This is a genomic window from Suttonella indologenes (assembly GCF_900460215.1).
In the GTDB taxonomy this organism is placed as follows: Bacteria; Pseudomonadota; Gammaproteobacteria; order Cardiobacteriales; family Cardiobacteriaceae; genus Suttonella; species Suttonella indologenes.
The window spans coordinates 1,359,822-1,376,007 of sequence record NZ_UHIA01000004.1 but is presented as its reverse complement, the minus strand read 5'-3'; the positions used below and the strand labels follow the sequence as shown (position 1 = coordinate 1,376,007).

Sequence of the window (16,186 nt, the reverse complement as noted above, 5' to 3'; positions counted from 1 at the left end):
AAGTTAAGAGACTATAATTTGGGTATCGCTTTGCACTTTTTCCGATTTTGTTGGGGAACAAAATGATACTCTATTATGAATGCTTCTTTTTTTGCACTTGGATTGTAAATTCAAGTGCAAATTAGGAATCATAATCTGAATTATGAATTCAGGATATTATATAAAAAATTTTTTTGCTGATTTTGACAGTCAATTACATTTTCTTTACTGCGCTAAAATGTATAAATTAGCCCAATCGCCGCGCAGGCGCTCGGGATTGCCGCCTAAATAGCGCATATATTCTTGGCGGGGGATTTCCACGCCGCCCATCGATTGCAGGTGCGGGGTCAGGAATTGCGTATCCAAGACTTCGATGCCCTGCGCGGCAAAAAAAGCGCAGAGTCGGGCGAGAACGATTTTGCTGGCATTGGGCACAAGGCTGAACATCGATTCGCCGCAGAATACGCGGTCAAGGCAGACGCCGTACAATCCGCCGAGCAATGTGTCTTCATGCCAAAGTTCGCAGCTATGCGCCAGTCCCTGCTCGTGCAGGGCGATGTAGCAGCTGCGCATCTGCTCGTCAATCCAGCTTTCGCCGTGCACTTTAGCGCAGTAATCCATGGTGTGCGCGAAAGCGCGGTCAAAGCCGATTTGATAGGGCATGCGGCGCATGGCTTTGTCTAATGAGCGGCTGATGTGCAGGTCTTGGCAGAAAATGACGCCGCGCGGATTGGGTGCCCACCACAGTATCGGGCTGTCCGCCCCATACCAAGGAAACACGCCGCTTTGATGCGCCAGCCAGACTTGGGCGGGCGATAACTTACCGCCGATGGCGAGCAGGCCGCGTCTGTCGGCGCGTTCGACCGGCGGAAATGAGAAAGTGTGATGTGTCTTCATGGCTGTCTTGCTAGGAATTTGGCGGCAGGATAGCGCAATTTCGCGCTTTTTGTCAGTCGGCGGGCGGGCAGATGCGGCAAGCGATAGCAGAATGCTTTTGCCTTTGGTATGATGCGCGTTTTCGTTTTCTCGGAATATCATGCTTATGAATCTGTTTCGTCCTCAATTTTTAGCTTTAGCGGTGGCGGCAGCTGCGCAAAGTAGTGCTTTTGCAGAGTCTTTTGTGGTGCAAGACATTCGTGTCGAAGGTTTGCAGCGCGTGGCGCCCGGCACGGTATTCAGCTATTTGCCGGTGCAGATAGGGCAGCAGTTCGATACGGATAATAGCGCGCAGGCGGTCACGGATTTATATGCCATCAATCTGTTTTCGCGCATCAATTTGGCGCGCGACGGCAATACCTTGGTCGTGCAGGTGGAAGAGTTTCCCATCATTTCCAGTATCGAATTGAAGGGCAACAGCAGTTTGAGCAGCAGCAATGTCAAGCAGGCTTTTGCCAAAGCGGGCTTTGCCGAGGGGCAGCCTTTTAATCCGGCGATGCTGCAAGAGATGCAAAATCAGCTGTACGGACAATATCATGCGCAGTCGAAATTCCAAGTAAACATTGATGCGCAGGTCAATACCTTGCCGCGCGGTCGGGTCGAGGTAGTATTTACGATTGACGAGGGGCGCACGGCGCAATACAAATCGATTGATTTTGTCGGTAACCGCATTTATTCCGACGAGCAGTTGGCAAAATTATTCGACACCTCCACTACCGGCTGGCTGTCTTTCATGTCGAAAAACGATCAAATCAATAATGAGCGCATGCAGGCGGATTACGAGCGTTTGGAGAATTTCTACAAAGACCGCGGCTTTATGGATTTTGCCATCACTTCCGTGCAGACGGCTTTGTCTGAAGACAAAACGCGGATGTTTTTAACGGTCAATGTCGATGAAGGCGAGACCTACACCATCAAAGACTACCGCGTCAGCGGCGATTTGATTGTGCCGGAGAGCGAATTGCTGTCCTTGATTCAGGTGCAGAAAGAACAATTTTTCAACCACAGCGCGATTAAAGCCAGTACGGAGGCGATTCGCAACCGCTTGGCTGACGAGGGTTTCGGTAAGGCGGATGTGCGGATTGTGCCCGATGTGGATCGCTTGAAGCGCGAAGTCGCTTTGAATTTCGTCATCCAGTCGGGGCCGCGCGTGACGGTACGGCGAATCGAGTTTACCGGCAATGCCAAATCTTATGACAGCGTGCTGCGCCGCGAATTGCGCCAGCAGGAAATGGCGCCGTATTCCGCCTCGGATCTCGAGCGTTCCGAGCAGCGTATTCGCCGCCTGCCGCAGATTGAAAAAATTGAAAAAGCCTTGCGTCCGGTGCCGGGGCATCCCGATCAGGTGGATGTGGTTTATACCGTGGCGGAGCGCAGCACCAGCTATATCCAAGGCGGCATCGGCTACGGTCAGTCCAGCGGCGCTTTGTTCAGCTTGGAATACGCCGATGACAATTTCCTCGGCACGGGCAACCGCTTTAATATCAATTTTGGCAAAGGCTCTTATGTGCAGTCTTACGGTTTGAGTGTTACCAATCCCTATTTCACCGACGATGGCATCAGCGCGCGCTTTAGCTTTAATTACGACGAATATGATTATGACGAGGAAGATTTATCCGATTGGACCTCGGACAATTTGGCTTTGATGCTCAATTTCGGTTATCCGATTTCCGAATACCAAAGTGTTTTCCTTGGCGGCGGCTATCGTCAGGTTAAAATTCATACGGGCGCAAATGTCGCTTCTGAAATTAATGATTTCCTGAAAGATAACGGCAAAACCTTTAATGAATTTGTGCTGACCGGTTCTTGGCTGCGCGACACCACCGACGATGCCTATATGCCGACCACCGGTTCGCAGAATTCCCTTTCTTTGGAATTGGTCGTGCCGGGCAGCGATGCTACTTATTACCGCAGCGATTTTAAACACCGCAGCTTCTTCTCGGGACAAAGCGAAGATTCATTAGTCTTTTCTCTGCACGGCAATGTCAGCTACGGCAACAGCTATGGCGATCTTAAAGGCGGTCTGCCTTTCTATCGTCATTACTATGCCGGCGGCATTAACAGTGTGCGCGGCTATCAATACGGCTCTGTCGGCCCGCGTTATAAAAATAATGATTATGCCGGTGGCGATTTCCGCGTGACAGGCGGCGCGGAATTGATGTTACCGGTCTCTTTCAGCGGTCGCGAGCGTAATCTGCGCGTGGGGGCATTTGCCGATGCCGGCGGCGTTTGGAATAAAGTCAGCGATTTCGATACCGCCGATATGCGCTATTCAACCGGTTTGTTCTTGCAGTGGATATCGCCGATCGGGCCTTTGAATTTGAGCTATGCCGTGCCGCTGAATAAAAAGACCGGCGATGATACCGAAGCCTTCCAGTTTACGATCGGCACCACTTTCTAATGCGCCTGCGCTTTGCTCTTCTTTGCGTCGCGATAGGCGCCGCTTTGCCAAGCATCGGACAAGAAGCGGCGGCGGATTTTTTCGATCTTAGTCCGGCGGAATTGGCGGCAAGCGCCACACAAATCGCCGCACAATTGCCCAGTGCCGATGCGGCGTCTGTGCCTGAGATAAGCGATGCGCAGATACGGATCGGCTTTGTGAATTTCCGCCGCATTATGGCGACGATTCCGCAATTGGGTAGCATTCGCGAGATTTTGCAAAGAGAATTCCGCAGCCAGTTGCAAAGTTTGAACAATTTGCAGTCCGAACTGGCGAAGCTGGAGCAGCAATTAAATCAGCAAAGCGCCGGCAATCTGGATACGGAAGCCCTGACCCAGCAATTGATTGTCAAGCGGCGCGAATTGGCGCGCCAGCAGGCGGCGTTTCAAGATGATTACAATGTGCGGCGCAATGAGGAATTGGCGAAATTGCAAAGTATGGTTTTGGAAGAAATCGTCGGTTTGGCAAAGGCGGAAGGTTTTGATGTGATTTTAAACGACAACGGCGTGTTATATGTCAGTGAAAGGGCGGATTTGACCCAGCAAGTGATTGAGCGGCTGTTAAAGCGTACGCGCCAACATGGCGATGAAGATTAAGGAAACAATATGCAGGAAATTCGAGCGCAAGAAATTGCCGCCTGGCTAGGCGGCGAATTGATTGGCGCGGATGTTGCCGTCAATCAAGTCGGCACTTTGTTAGCGGGACAGAAAAATGCGGTGGGTTTTCTTGCCGAGGAAAAATACCGCAGCCAGTTAAGCACGACGCAATTGGGTTTGGTATTGCTTGCCCAGCCTGAAGCCGATCTTGCCGCTTCGCAAATTGTGGTTGCCGATGTGCGCCGCGCTTGGCGTATTTTAACCGAGCGTTTTCAGGCGGAAATCGATGCTGCACGAGCGCAAGGTATTCATCCGCAGGCGATAGTGGCGGCGAATGTGCAAATGGGCTCGAATGTGAGTGTCGGTGCCGGCGCCGTCATTGAAAGCGGGGCGATATTGGCAAAAGGCGTGCGCATCGAAGCGTTAGCTTATGTCGGCAGGGGCGTGGAAATCGGCGCCGATACGCATATCGGCGCCGGTGTGAAAATCTTAAGCGGTACGCGTATCGGCGAGCGTTGCCGCATTCTTGCCAATGCGGTTATCGGCGAACGCGGCTTCGGCAATCATTTTGAAGACGGGCGCTGGCTGGAAATCCCGCAATTGGGCGGCGTCTTAATCGGCAATGATGTGGAAATCGGCGCGGCGACTATGATTGACCGCGGCGCGGTCGGCGATACGATTATCGGCAATGGCGTCAAACTGGATAATTTGATTCAAGTCGCGCATAACGTGGAAATCGGCGACCATAGCGCGTTTGCCGGCTGCTGCGTGATTGCCGGCTCGGTGAAATTCGGCAAATATTGCGTGGTCGGCGGGGCGAGCGTCTTTGCAGGACACATCACGATTTGCGACGGTGCGCAATTTACCGGACATTCTTCCGTGAGCAAATCCATCACCGAAGCCGGCATGTATTGCTCGGCAATGACCGTGATGCCGATTAAACAATGGAAACGCTTTTTAGCAAAACTCAGAATTTTTGGGAAAGAAAAATGACAGAACAAGTACATACCCTGATGGATATTGAAGAAATCCGCCGCTATTTGCCGCATCGCTATCCTTTTTTATTGATTGACCGCATCACCGAAGTGGTGCCGCAAAGCCATATTTGCGCGATTAAAAACGTGAGCGCCAACGAGCCCTTTTTCCAAGGGCATTTTCCCGGTAAGGCGGTCATGCCGGGTGTCTTGGTTATTGAAGCGATGGCGCAGGCGGCAGGTATTTTGGGTGTGAAAAGCGCCAAAGCGGAAATGGGGCTGCCCGACGAACCTGAAGAAGACGGCATTTATTTCTTTGTCGGCATTGATAAGGCGCGTTTTCGCAAACCGGTAGTGCCGGGCGATCAATTATTGCTCGAGATTAAACTGCTGAAATCGCGCCGTGGCATTTGGTCTTTTGAAGCACAGGCGAGCGTAGCGGGGCAGGTGGTATGCAGTGCGGAAATTATGTGTACTTCCGCAGGTAAGGGTAAAGCCTAATATTGGAGAGAAAAGCCATGATTCATCCGACGGCGATTATCGATCCCAGCGCGGAATTAGACAGCAGCGTCAGCGTGGGTGCTTACAGCGTCATCGGCGCAAAAGTACAGATTGATGCCGCTACGACGATTGCACCGCATGTGCTCATCGAAGGTCCGACGCGCATCGGCAAAAACAACCGCATTTGGCAGTTCGCTTCCCTAGGTGCCGAGCCGCAGGATAAAAAATACGGCGGCGAAGATACATGGTTGGAAATCGGCGACGGCAATACGATTCGCGAATTCGTAACCTTTAACCGCGGCACGGTGCAAGACGGCGGTGCGACCAAAGTCGGCGATGACAACTGGATTATGGCGTATTGTCATTTGGCACATGATTGCGTGGTCGGCAACCATACCGTATTTGCCAACAATGCCTCTTTAGCAGGGCATGTGCATATCGAGGATTATGTGATTTTGGGCGGCTATGCTTTGGTTTATCAATTCGTGCATATCGGCGCTTACAGCATGGTGGCGTTTTCCAGCGGTGTGAAGCAAAACGTGCCGCCGTTTTCCACGGTGGCGGGTATGCCGGCTAAGGCAAGCGGCATCAATAACGAAGGTTTGCGCCGCCACGGCTTCCCTGCGCAGGAAACGGAGGCGATTAAAAAAGCCTTCCATCATCTCTATCAAGAAAATCTGCTTTTAAGCGAGGCGCGAGAAAAAATCAATGCTCTTGCCGCCGATTCACAGGCGGCGCGGCGGATTGCCGATTTTATCCAAGCCACCGGCAAACGCGGTTTGATTCGCTAAATGGATAAGCGCGCACCGCATATCGCCATTGTTGCCGGCGAAGTATCCGGAGACCGCTTGGGCGCGCCTTTGATGGCGGCTTTGCAAAAACGCTATCCCCAAGCGCGATTCAGCGGCGTGGGTGGGCGGCATATGCAGGCGCAAGGCTTATTATCCCTTGTGCCGATGGATACGCTGGCAGTGATGGGCTTGGCGGAAGTCCTGCGGCATTTGCCGGCAATTTTCCGTCTAAAAAAAACGATTTTGCAGTATTGGCAGGACAATCCGCCCGATTTGTATATCGGCATCGATGCGCCGGATTTTAATCTGCGTATCGAAACGGCATTGCGCAAACGGGGTATTGCCACCGTGCATTATGTCAGCCCTTCTTTATGGGCATGGAAGGAAAAGCGGATTTATAAAATCCGTCAGGCGGTGGATTTGATGCTGTGTCTGTTTCCCTTTGAAATCGATGTCTATGCCAAACACGGTGTGGAAGCGGTATGCGTGGGACATCCGATGGCAGACCGCCTCAGCCCGATGGATATCCGCTTGGCACGTCAGCAATTATCTTTGCCCAAGCAGGTGCCTTTGCTGGGGCTGTTCCCCGGCTCGCGGCGCGGTGAAATCGAGCGGCTGTTGCCGGTGTTTCTGCGTGCCATGATGCTGATGCAGGTACGGGAGCCGACTTTGCGTGCCGTGATTTCTGTTGCCGATGCCGCGCATCGCGGCAGAATCGCCGAAATCATCCGCCAAACTTGTCCGCCGCGCCAAGAAATTATGCTCAGCGATGCCGAAAGCGATGTCTTGATGTCGGCCTGCGATGTGCTGATGGTCGCCAGCGGCACGATTACTTTGGAAGCCGCTTTGCTGAATCGCCCGATGGCGGTGGCATACCGCGTGCATCCGCTGACGGCGAAAATCGCCAGACGCTTATTGAAAATCGACCGCTTCAGTCTGCCTAATTTGCTGTTACAACGCGATGTGGTCAATGAATGGATTCAAGAAGACTGCACGCCCGAGCATTTGGCGGACGATGCCGGTGCGCTCTTACACGACCATGCGCGGCGCGGCGCGCAATTGCTGGCTTTTGCGGAAATTCGCGCCGCCTTAGCCACGCAGGTCTCCGGACGTGCCGCCGATGCGGTGGCGAATTTACTTGAGCGCAAGGCATGATTGCCGGTGTGGACGAAGCGGGGCGCGGCGCATGGGCGGGCAATGTCGTGGCGGCGGCAGTCATCTTGCCGCCCGATTATGATTTGCCCTATTTGAACGACAGCAAAAAATTAAGCCCTAAGCGGCGCGAGCAATTATTTCACGCCATTGCCGAGCAAGCCTTGGCTTGGCGCTATGCGCAGGTCTCTGCGGCAATGATCGACCAAATCAATATCCATCAAGCGGCCTTGCTTGCCATGCGTTTGGCGATTGATGCCCTTTCGCTGCCGCCGCAGCGGATTTTGATTGACGGCAAATTCCTGCCGCCCGATTTGCTCTATCCGGCGCAGGCGATCATCGACGGCGATGCCTTAGAACCGGCGATTGCCGCCGCCAGTATCATGGCAAAAGTTATCCGCGACCGACAATTGATTGAATTAGACAAGCAGTATCCGCAATACGGTTTTGCCGCGCACAAAGGTTACGGCACGGCGCAACACAGCCGTGCTTTGCGCGAATACGGCATTATTGCCGAACATCGCCGCAGCTATGCGCCGATTAAAGCATTATTGAGAGAAGTCCCATGATTGCCCTACATAATCACAGTGAATATTCTTTAAGCGACAGTATTTTGCGCATTGAGGATTTAGTCGCCTACGCCAAAGCCGACGGGCAGGCCGCCCTTGCCTTGACCGACCGCAATAATGCCTACGGCTTGGTCAAATTCTACAAAGCGGCGCGCGGTGCCGGCATCAAGCCGATTTTGGGCTGTGATTTAAGCGTGCGCAATGCCCAAGGCGAGATTCATCAAATCCTGCTGTATGCACAAAACGAGCGCGGCTTCCGCCAGCTGAACGAATTGATTAGCTTTGCCTATGCGCAAGACCAGCATAACGGCGAAGTGGCGGTCAATATCGAACGTTTTACCCCCGCCCAGTGTAGCGATTTGCTGGCTTTAAACGGCGGTATGGCAGGCGATATGGCGGCGGCATTGTCTGCCAATGACAAAAACCTGATGCAGGCAAGGGCGGCGCATTGGCAGAGTATTTTTGCCGACCGCTTTTATCTGCAAATCAGCCGCAGCGGCGAAAGCGGCGAGCGCGAATACTGTACCGCCTGTGCCGAAATCGGGCAGGTATTGCAGATGGCAGCGGTGGCGACTAATTTGGCCTGTTTCGCCGCGCCCGAGCAATTTGACGTGCATGAAGCACGGGTCTGCATTGCCACCGGTCGCATTATTGCCGACAGCACCAGACCGCATGCCTTTACCGAGCAGCATTATTTGCGCACTCAGGCGGAGATGGCGGCGCTGTTTGCCGATGCGCCGCAATTATTGCTCAATAGCGACATCATTGCGCAGCGCTGCAATGTGCAGCTGACCTTGGGCAAGAATTTCCTGCCGAATTTTCCCCTGCCTGAGGGTATGGCGATTGAAGAATATTTGGTGCGCGAATCCGAGCGCGGTTTGGAAGAACGTCTGGAGCAGTTGTTTCCGGATGCGGAAAATCGTGCCGCTCATGCCGCCACTTATCGCGAGCGTCTGCATATCGAATTGAACGTTATCAATCAGATGGGCTTTCCGGGCTATTTTTTGATTGTGGCGGATTTTATTCAATGGGCAAAAGATAATGACGTGCCGGTCGGGCCGGGACGCGGCTCGGGGGCGGGTTCTTTAGTCGCCTATGCGCTGAAAATCACGGATTTGGATCCCTTGGCTTATGATTTGCTCTTCGAGCGTTTTTTAAATCCCGAACGGGTCTCGATGCCGGATTTCGACGTCGATTTCTGCATGGAAAAACGCGACCGCGTGATTCGCTATGTGGCGGATAAATACGGACATGAAAAGGTATCGCAAATCGCCACGCACGGTACGATGGCGGCGAAAGCGGTGGTGCGCGATGTGGGGCGCGTGCAGGGCAAATCCTACAGTTTCTGCGACGGCGTATCGAAGAAAATTCCCAAAACGCTGGGCGTTACCTTGCCCGATGCCTTGGGACGGACGGAAAAATCCAAGAAACAGCCGGAATTTTTCTCGCCGGATTTGGCGCAGGATTACGAGCAGAACGAAGAAACCCGCGAATTGATCGATACGGCTTTGCAATTGGAAGGTTTGGCGCGCAATGTCGGCAAACATGCCGGCGGCGTGGTGATTGCGCCGACCAAATTGACCGATTTTTCGGCGCTCTATACGGAAAGCGTGGGTGCGCCTTTGATAACGCAATTCGATAAAGACGATATCGAAGCGGTCGGCTTGGTCAAATTCGACTTTTTGGGGCTGCGCACGCTTACGGTGATTGATTGGGCATTGGATTTCGTCAATCAGCGTCATGCGCGGGAAGGCAAAGCCGCGCTGAAAATCGAAGCATTGCCCTTAGATGATCCCGCGACTTTCAAACTGCTCAAATCGACTCGTACCAGCGCAGTGTTCCAGCTGGAATCTTCGGGCATGAAAAATCTGATTCGCAAACTGCAACCGGATAATTTTGAAGATATTATCGCCTTGGTCGCCTTATTTCGCCCCGGACCTTTGCAATCGGGTATGGTGGATGACTTTATCAACCGCAAACACGGTTTGGCGGAAGTGGAATATCCGCATCCGGCGCTGGAAGGAATTCTGGAAAACACCTACGGCGTGATGGTCTATCAAGAACAAGTCATGCAAGTGGCGCAAATTCTGGCGAATTACAGTTTGGGTGAGGCGGATTTGCTGCGCCGCGCCATGGGCAAAAAGAAAGCCGATGTGATGGCGGAGCAGAAGGCGATTTTCGTCGAAAGGGCGATTGCCGGCGGCGTACACAGCAATGTGGCGAATGATATCTTTGATTTGATGGCGAAATTTGCGGAATACGGCTTTAATAAATCGCATTCCGCCGCCTATGCCTTATTGTCTTATCAAACCGCATGGCTGAAAGCGCATTATCCTGCGGAGCTGATGGCGGCGGTTCTGTCCTCGGATATGGATAAAATCGACAAGGTCGTGCCGATGGTCTCGGAAACCTTGGATATGGGGCTGGAAGTGATGCCGCCCTGTATCAACCGTTCGCAGTACCGCTTCAGCGTGGACGAAGCGGGGCGAATTTTATTCGGACTGGGCGCCGTCAAAGGCGTGGGCGAGAATGCGGTCGGCGATTTGATTGCCGAGCGCGAAGCTAATGGTCCTTATCAATCGCTTTTGGATTTATGCCGACGCATTGATTTGAAAATGATTAATAAAAATACCTTGGAATCCCTGATTAGTGCAGGTGCTTTTGATGTTATCGAGCCGAATCGCGGCGCTTTGACTGCGGCTTTGCCGCAGGCGATGAAGCTGGCAAACCAGCATCATAAGACCGAGCAGTCGGCGCAGCAGGATTTCTTCGGCGTTTTGGGCGGCGGCGATGAGGGAATCGGCGATGAGTTGCTGAGTCTTGATGCGAACGCCACTTGGACGGATAAGGAAAAGCTCGAGGCGGAAAAACAGTCGCTGGGCATGTATTTGACCGATCATCCGATTAACAGCGTGCGTCCGCGTTTGCAGGCGATGTGCGATCAGTCGCTGGCGGAAATCGTCGCCCATTTGCAGGAACTCGCACCGCCTGCCGATCTCAAGCAGCGGCGCGGTTCGGCACAATTATTGAGATTGGGCGGTATGGTCACGGAATTGCGCTCGATTCCCAGTAAAAAAGGCGGCATGCTGGCGTTTTTTACCCTTGATGATCGCAGCGCGCGCTATGAGTTTATGCTCTCCGGCAAAAATTATGAGCAGTTTATCGGCTTATTGGCCTTGGATAAGGTGCTGATGCTGGAAGTGGCGCTGGAGTATTTTTCATGGAAAAATGAATGGGGGCTGAGCGTGCAGGCGGTCTCGGATTTTGAGCATGAGCAATTCAGATGCCTGCGCAATCTCACGATTCGCAGCCCTTTGGCGGAAATAAATGTTGCGGAACTGACATGGCTGAAAGCACAGCGCATGCAGGCGGCAGTCGAAACGGAGCAGGGCGTCTGTCAGGGAGCGAAAGTGCATTTGCTCTTGCAGGGCGAGAATTATGAAGGATGGGCGGCTTTGGGTGGTCGCTATTGGATTGAGGCGCAGACGCTGCAGCGGCTGGAGCAGCAATTCGGTGCTAAAAATTTGATTTATCAATATTAAGGGAGAGAACAATGCAAAAAACGATTTATTTTGCCGGCGGTTGCTTTTGGGGCGTAGATGCCTATTTCGCCAGAATTGAGGGCGTAGTGCAGACGCAGAGTGGCTATGCCAACGGCAATACGGTCAATCCCTCTTATGAGCAGGTGCGCTCAGGGGCGACGGAGGCGGCGGAAACGGTCAAGATTGATTACGACGACAGCCGCATCAGTCTCGGCGAATTGCTGCAATACCTTTTCCGCATTATCGAGCCGACCAGTCTGAATAAGCAGGGCGCGGATGTCGGCACGATGTACCGCGTCGGCGTCTATTATGAAGATGCGGCGGATCAGGCGGTGATTGCGCGGGCTTTGGCACGTTTGCAAAGCGATTATGCCGAGCCGCTGGTGGTGGAAAATCTACCCTTGGGCAATTTCTATCGCGCGGAAGAATATCATCAAGATTATTTGGATAAAAATCCGAACGGCTACTGTCATGTCAATTTAGGCATTGCCGCTACGCCTTTGTCCCATGCCGAGCAAGTGCGTGCGCAGGAAGCGCAAATTGCGGTTGACGGCGCGGCTTATCATAAGCCGGAAGCGGAAGGTTTAAAGGCGCAATTGAGCGATTTGCAATGGCAGGTCACGCAGGAAGAAGCCACCGAACGTCCTTTCTCGCATGAATACGATCAATTGACACAAGAGGGTATTTATGTGGATATCGTCAGCGGCGAACCCTTGTTCAGCTCGGCGGATAAATATGATGCCGGCTGCGGCTGGCCGAGTTTTACCCGTCCGATTACAGAGGCGGTGATTACCGAGCATGAGGATTTGTCGCTGTCGCGCGTGCGTACGGAAGTGCGCAGTCGTGCGGCGGATTCGCATTTGGGACATGTGTTTGAAGACGGTCCGCAGGCAATGGGCGGTTTGCGCTATTGCATCAATGGCGCGAGTTTGAAATTCATTCCTTATGATGAGATGGATGCCGCAGGTTATGGCGCGTTCAAAGCAGCGGTGCGTCGTCATGGCAGTTAATTCTATTCGGCAAGGTTTTCAGTTGGGGCGTTTTTGGGTAGGCAGCTTTTGGCTGCTTGCCTTTGTTTTGGCTTTTGTTGTGCGCAGCAGTTACGGCTATGGCGCAGGCGCTATCGCTTTGGCCGGCATTTTGAGTCTGTTTACATGGCGGCAGATGCCGCCTTTATCGCAGGCAACACGGCAATGGTCGCTGCTGCTCTTAGTCTATGTCGGCTTGATGCTGCTGTTTTTATATGCAGGCGATGAGCCGATCGGCGCTTATGAGCGCTTGGGGCGTTATCTGTTGGCTGTGCCGCTTGTGATTGCCATTTGGCGTTGGCGCCCCTCGATGCACTGCTATGCGATTAGTCTGGTCTTGGGCATTGCGGCGGCATTTACGGTGGTCTTTATCGCGCGCGTGATTCAAGGCAAGGGCATCGGCAGTGGCTATGGCTACCAGAATCAAATCCAATATTCAGATATGGTGATGATTATGGGAACGGCGGCCTTATTTGCAAGCTTTGCTTATCGGCGTTTCGGGTTGAGTTGGTGGCTATTGCATGCAGCGGCTTTATTGGCATTGGCGGGAGCATTCTTGACCGGCGGACGCGGCGGCTGGCTGGTGCTCTTACCGACAATGGCGCTGTATATTGCGGCGCAGGAAGGCGGCAAACGGCTTAAAACCGCTATTGTTATGCTGCTGGGTGTATCCGCATTTATTGCGCTCTTATGCAGCATTCCGCAGCTGCATATTTCAGGACGTGTCATGCAAATTTGGTATGACATACAGCAATTTCAATCCGGCAATGCCCATTCCTCGCAAGGCGCGCGTTTGGCGATGTGGCAATGCAGCTGGCATCTCTTTGCCGAGCAGCCTTGGCTGGGTTTGGGGGGTGAATTAAAGCAGATGATGATAGAGGCAGCCGATCAAGGATTCTGTGCGACAGCCGTCAAAGGTTTTAACCATGTGCATAATGATTTTATCGATATCTTTGTGCGCTATGGGCTTTTGGGCGGTACTGCCACTTTGCTGATGTATGCCTATCCTGCCTATCTTTATCTGCGCGCTTTGCGTTTTCCTTTGACGGCGGAACAGAGAACGATGGCATGGTCGGGTATAGCAGTCTGTGCGGCGTTTTATACCTGCTCGATGAGTAATGCCATTTTGGCGCACAATATCACCAGCGTCTTTTTCCTGCTCTTTAATGCTTATTTGATTACAGGTTTGGGTAAACGACCGATACCAATCGGTACGCATGTCTGAAGCCTTAAGCATTTTATATCGGGACGATTATCTCATTGCGGTGCATAAGCCGGCAGGCTTGTTTGTGCACCGCAGCAATTTGGATCGCCGCGCGCAAGATTTTCTGTTGCAGCAATTGCGCGATCAAATCGGACAGTATCTGTATCCGGTGCACCGCCTTGATCGTCCGACCTCGGGCATCGTGCTGTTTGCCCTGCAATCTGCCACCGCCGCAGCGCTTAAGGCGCAATTTGACAGCGGAGGGGTAGAGAAACGCTATCATGCGGTGCTGCGCGGCTATCTGCAAGCACAGACAATCGACTATCCTTTAAAGCCGATTTACGATGCGATTGCCGACAAGCATCGTAAAGCCTTAACAGAAGCTAAAGCCGCATGCAGCCGATTCACGCCGCTGGCACAGGTGGAATTGCCTTTTGCCAGTAGCGCGCGCTATCCCACTTCGCACTACAGCCTTGCCTGCTTAGTACCGCAAAGCGGACGCAAACATCAATTGCGCCGCCATGCAAAACATATTTCCCACCCGATTATCGGCGACACCGCCTACGGCGATTTGCGCCAAAACAAAGCCTTCGCCGAACATCTCGACATTCACGGCCTATTGCTGCACAGCTATGCGCTGCGGCTGCGGCATCCGCAAACAGCTACAGCCTTAGAAATCGTCGATTCGGTCGTTACGCCGCGGTGGCAGCGTATTTATCAGCTGTTTAAGACTGACGGCGCGACTTTGCTTTCACTTTAACCGCCACCGCACCGCTTTTGCCATCGCTGTCACGCACCGAAACTGCCGCCGCTACCGCCTGATGCGTGCGCAGCAGCTCGAAAATGGCGTTTTTCAAAGGCGCCTTGTCATAAGGCGAGCTATTGCGCCCTTTGCCATGCACAATCAGCCAATATTCGGGCTGACGATTGCGCCGTTCATCGAGGGCATCGGTCAATAATTGTCTGGCATCCTCCACAAAATAGCCGTGGAAATCCCATTCCCGCACGATGCGCAGATGCAAACTCTGCATGGCACGCAACTCGGCGGGCGGCAATTGGGCGAAATTCTCCGCTAAAAATTCGGCGCTTTGCGGCTGGGTTAAGCGGCTATTTTGACTGGCAATGCGGCGTTCTTGGCGTATTTTAGGACGCTGACCGAACGCCGGCGACAGCGCCGCTGTTTTAATCGCATCCACCTTGCCGATTAAATCGGCGAAACTTTCGCCGGATTTTCTCTCTGCTTCAGACATATTTATAAGCAATCTCGTGTATCATGGCGGCATGATAAATGCCATGCGCTTTGGAATAAAGGAGTGAAGATGAAAATAGCCATTCATGGAGTTAATGGGAAAATGGGGCAGGAAATTGCGCGCGCGGCTTTGCTGGATAGCGACTGCGAGCTCAGCGCCGTTTCAGTGCGCGACTCGCACAGCTGGGCAAACCGCGCCTTAAACAGCATCTGCGACATCGACAGCCCTTTAAAAACCACCTCTAATCTGGAAATCTTGTGTCAGCAATCCGATGTGATTATTGACTTTACCCGTCCCGACGCCACCCTCAGCCTCCTGCCGATTTGCCAACGCTACGACCGCCCCATGATGATCGGCACCACAGGTTTTAATGCCGAAACCGCCGCTTGGATCGAACGTGCCGCCCGACACATTCCGATCGTCTTTGCCGCCAATACCAGCTTGGGCGTGAATGTGCTGATGGAAGTGGCAAAACGCGTGGCAAGCGTATTGCCCGCCGAAGATTGGGATGTAGAAATCTTTGAAAGTCACCACCGTCGCAAAGTCGATGCCCCTTCGGGCACGGCATTGAAGCTGGGCGAGCAAATCGCGCTGGGACGCGAGGTGAATTTGGCGGAACATATGGTTTATCCCTATGAAAATGCGCGTAAAACAGGCGATATCGGCTTTTCGGTCATGCGCGGCGGAGAAATCAGCGGCGAACACACCGTCTATTTTATTAACGACCACGAACGCTTGGAATTTACCCATCGCGCCCACGACCGCAGCATTTTCGCGCGTGGTGCTCTAATTGCCGCCAAATGGCTGCAAGGCAAGCCGGCAGGCTTATACAGCATGGCGGACGTCTTGGGTTTTCGTCAAGTCTAAGGCAGAATTTGCTATCATAGCGGCGTTTTTTTTGGAATGATTTAGGAGTTGAGTATGAAAAAATTAGGGTTATATCTTTCCGTCTTAGTCTTGGCGGTACTGTTTTTTGTCTTCGGCTTGTTTAATAAAGCGCAAGTGCAGTTCGACTACATCTTAGGCAGCACGCAATTGCCGCTGGTCTTTGTCATGCTCATCTGCTTTGTCTGCGGCGCCTTGTTAACGCAAATCGTCTTCGGATTGAAATTCTTATACTGGAAAAACCGCGCCGTTGCTTTGGAGAAAATGCTGGCGCAGGAATACAAAGCACAGGATAAAGTCCAAGTGCGCGCGGAATTCGAGCAAAGCCATCAAGCCTGA

At 52.7% G+C, this 16,186-nt stretch carries 14 protein-coding genes and 1 pseudogene; 13 read left to right on the top strand and 2 right to left on the bottom strand.

The annotated features are described in order from the left end of the window. Positions 1 to 204: 204 nt before the first annotated feature. Positions 205 to 1,017: a leucyl/phenylalanyl-tRNA--protein transferase gene (aat, locus tag DYC63_RS10745; RefSeq protein WP_245888154.1), complete on the bottom strand. Its 813-nt coding sequence runs from the start codon at positions 1,015 to 1,017 to the stop codon at positions 205 to 207. Here aat and bamA point away from each other — a divergent pair. From bamA to DYC63_RS10690, 11 genes and pseudogenes are all read left to right on the top strand, one after another. Further along, positions 1,016 to 3,316, top strand: a complete 2,301-nt coding sequence (bamA, locus tag DYC63_RS10740) for an outer membrane protein assembly factor BamA (RefSeq protein WP_245888152.1) — start codon at positions 1,016 to 1,018, stop codon at positions 3,314 to 3,316. The genes aat and bamA overlap by 2 nt on opposite strands. Further along, positions 3,316 to 3,951, top strand: a complete 636-nt coding sequence (locus DYC63_RS10735; protein WP_115219215.1) for an OmpH/Skp family outer membrane protein — start codon at positions 3,316 to 3,318, stop codon at positions 3,949 to 3,951. Before bamA ends, DYC63_RS10735 begins: the two co-directional genes overlap by 1 nt. Before the next feature lie 9 nt (positions 3,952 to 3,960). Further along, positions 3,961 to 4,944 (top strand): UDP-3-O-(3-hydroxymyristoyl)glucosamine N-acyltransferase, encoded by a 984-nt coding sequence (gene lpxD, locus DYC63_RS10730; RefSeq protein WP_115219214.1) that lies wholly within the window; start codon positions 3,961 to 3,963, stop codon positions 4,942 to 4,944. Positions 4,945 to 4,961: 17 nt separating this feature from the next. Next, positions 4,962 to 5,426, top strand: coding sequence for a 3-hydroxyacyl-ACP dehydratase FabZ (fabZ, locus tag DYC63_RS10725; RefSeq protein WP_172459517.1), 465 nt, complete (start codon positions 4,962 to 4,964; stop codon positions 5,424 to 5,426). A gap of 17 nt (positions 5,427 to 5,443) precedes the next feature. Then, a complete protein-coding gene (lpxA, locus tag DYC63_RS10720) occupies positions 5,444 to 6,217 on the top strand; it encodes an acyl-ACP--UDP-N-acetylglucosamine O-acyltransferase (RefSeq protein WP_115219212.1) in 774 nt (257 codons plus the stop codon). Beyond that, a complete protein-coding gene (gene lpxB / locus DYC63_RS10715; RefSeq protein ID WP_115219211.1) occupies positions 6,218 to 7,372 on the top strand; it encodes a lipid-A-disaccharide synthase in 1,155 nt (384 codons plus the stop codon). Then, a complete protein-coding gene (locus tag DYC63_RS10710) occupies positions 7,369 to 7,938 on the top strand; it encodes a ribonuclease HII (RefSeq protein WP_115219210.1) in 570 nt (189 codons plus the stop codon). The genes lpxB and DYC63_RS10710 overlap by 4 nt, the downstream gene beginning before the upstream one ends. Beyond that, the gene (dnaE, locus tag DYC63_RS10705) at positions 7,935 to 11,480 is read left to right on the top strand and encodes a DNA polymerase III subunit alpha (protein ID WP_115219209.1); all 3,546 of its coding nucleotides are present in this window, start codon (positions 7,935 to 7,937) and stop codon (positions 11,478 to 11,480) included. The genes DYC63_RS10710 and dnaE overlap by 4 nt, the downstream gene beginning before the upstream one ends. Before the next feature lie 17 nt (positions 11,481 to 11,497). Next, a pseudogene (gene msrAB, locus DYC63_RS10700) lies at positions 11,498 to 12,490 on the top strand (bifunctional peptide-methionine (S)-S-oxide reductase MsrA/peptide-methionine (R)-S-oxide reductase MsrB); the annotation flags it as partial. Continuing rightward, a complete protein-coding gene (locus DYC63_RS10695; RefSeq protein WP_172459497.1) occupies positions 12,480 to 13,733 on the top strand; it encodes an O-antigen ligase family protein in 1,254 nt (417 codons plus the stop codon). The pseudogene msrAB and the gene DYC63_RS10695, both read left to right, overlap by 11 nt. Further along, complete coding sequence (locus tag DYC63_RS10690) at positions 13,726 to 14,472, top strand: pseudouridine synthase (protein ID WP_115219206.1); 747 nt, start codon at positions 13,726 to 13,728, stop codon at positions 14,470 to 14,472. Before DYC63_RS10695 ends, DYC63_RS10690 begins: the two co-directional genes overlap by 8 nt. Here DYC63_RS10690 and DYC63_RS10685 read toward each other — a convergent pair. Further along, the gene (locus DYC63_RS10685; protein WP_115219205.1) at positions 14,438 to 14,962 is read right to left on the bottom strand and encodes a Smr/MutS family protein; all 525 of its coding nucleotides are present in this window, start codon (positions 14,960 to 14,962) and stop codon (positions 14,438 to 14,440) included. The genes DYC63_RS10690 and DYC63_RS10685 overlap by 35 nt on opposite strands. A gap of 69 nt (positions 14,963 to 15,031) precedes the next feature. Here DYC63_RS10685 and dapB point away from each other — a divergent pair, with 69 nt between their 5' ends. Further along, a complete protein-coding gene (gene dapB, locus DYC63_RS10680) occupies positions 15,032 to 15,829 on the top strand; it encodes a 4-hydroxy-tetrahydrodipicolinate reductase (protein WP_115219204.1) in 798 nt (265 codons plus the stop codon). 54 nt (positions 15,830 to 15,883) lie between these two features. Next, positions 15,884 to 16,186 carry a lipopolysaccharide assembly protein LapA domain-containing protein gene (locus tag DYC63_RS10675; RefSeq protein ID WP_115219203.1) on the top strand — a complete coding sequence of 101 codons (303 nt, stop codon included), beginning with the start codon at positions 15,884 to 15,886 and terminating at the stop codon, positions 16,184 to 16,186.

Excerpts from the sequence above, each read along its gene's own strand:
- bamA (WP_245888152.1), top strand. The coding sequence starts at position 1,016 with ATGCTTATGAATCTGTTTCGTCCTCAATTTTTAGCTTTAGCGGTGGCG.
- aat (WP_245888154.1), bottom strand. The coding sequence starts at position 1,017 with ATGATATTCCGAGAAAACGAAAACGCGCATCATACCAAAGGCAAAAGC.
- DYC63_RS10735 (WP_115219215.1), top strand. The coding sequence starts at position 3,316 with ATGCGCCTGCGCTTTGCTCTTCTTTGCGTCGCGATAGGCGCCGCTTTG.
- lpxD (WP_115219214.1), top strand. The coding sequence starts at position 3,961 with ATGCAGGAAATTCGAGCGCAAGAAATTGCCGCCTGGCTAGGCGGCGAA.
- lpxA (WP_115219212.1), top strand. The coding sequence starts at position 5,444 with ATGATTCATCCGACGGCGATTATCGATCCCAGCGCGGAATTAGACAGC.
- lpxB (WP_115219211.1), top strand. The coding sequence starts at position 6,218 with ATGGATAAGCGCGCACCGCATATCGCCATTGTTGCCGGCGAAGTATCC.
- DYC63_RS10710 (WP_115219210.1), top strand. The coding sequence starts at position 7,369 with ATGATTGCCGGTGTGGACGAAGCGGGGCGCGGCGCATGGGCGGGCAAT.
- dnaE (WP_115219209.1), top strand. The coding sequence starts at position 7,935 with ATGATTGCCCTACATAATCACAGTGAATATTCTTTAAGCGACAGTATT.
- DYC63_RS10695 (WP_172459497.1), top strand. The coding sequence starts at position 12,480 with ATGGCAGTTAATTCTATTCGGCAAGGTTTTCAGTTGGGGCGTTTTTGG.
- DYC63_RS10690 (WP_115219206.1), top strand. The coding sequence starts at position 13,726 with ATGTCTGAAGCCTTAAGCATTTTATATCGGGACGATTATCTCATTGCG.
- DYC63_RS10685 (WP_115219205.1), bottom strand. The coding sequence starts at position 14,962 with ATGTCTGAAGCAGAGAGAAAATCCGGCGAAAGTTTCGCCGATTTAATC.
- dapB (WP_115219204.1), top strand. The coding sequence starts at position 15,032 with ATGAAAATAGCCATTCATGGAGTTAATGGGAAAATGGGGCAGGAAATT.
- DYC63_RS10675 (WP_115219203.1), top strand. The coding sequence starts at position 15,884 with ATGAAAAAATTAGGGTTATATCTTTCCGTCTTAGTCTTGGCGGTACTG.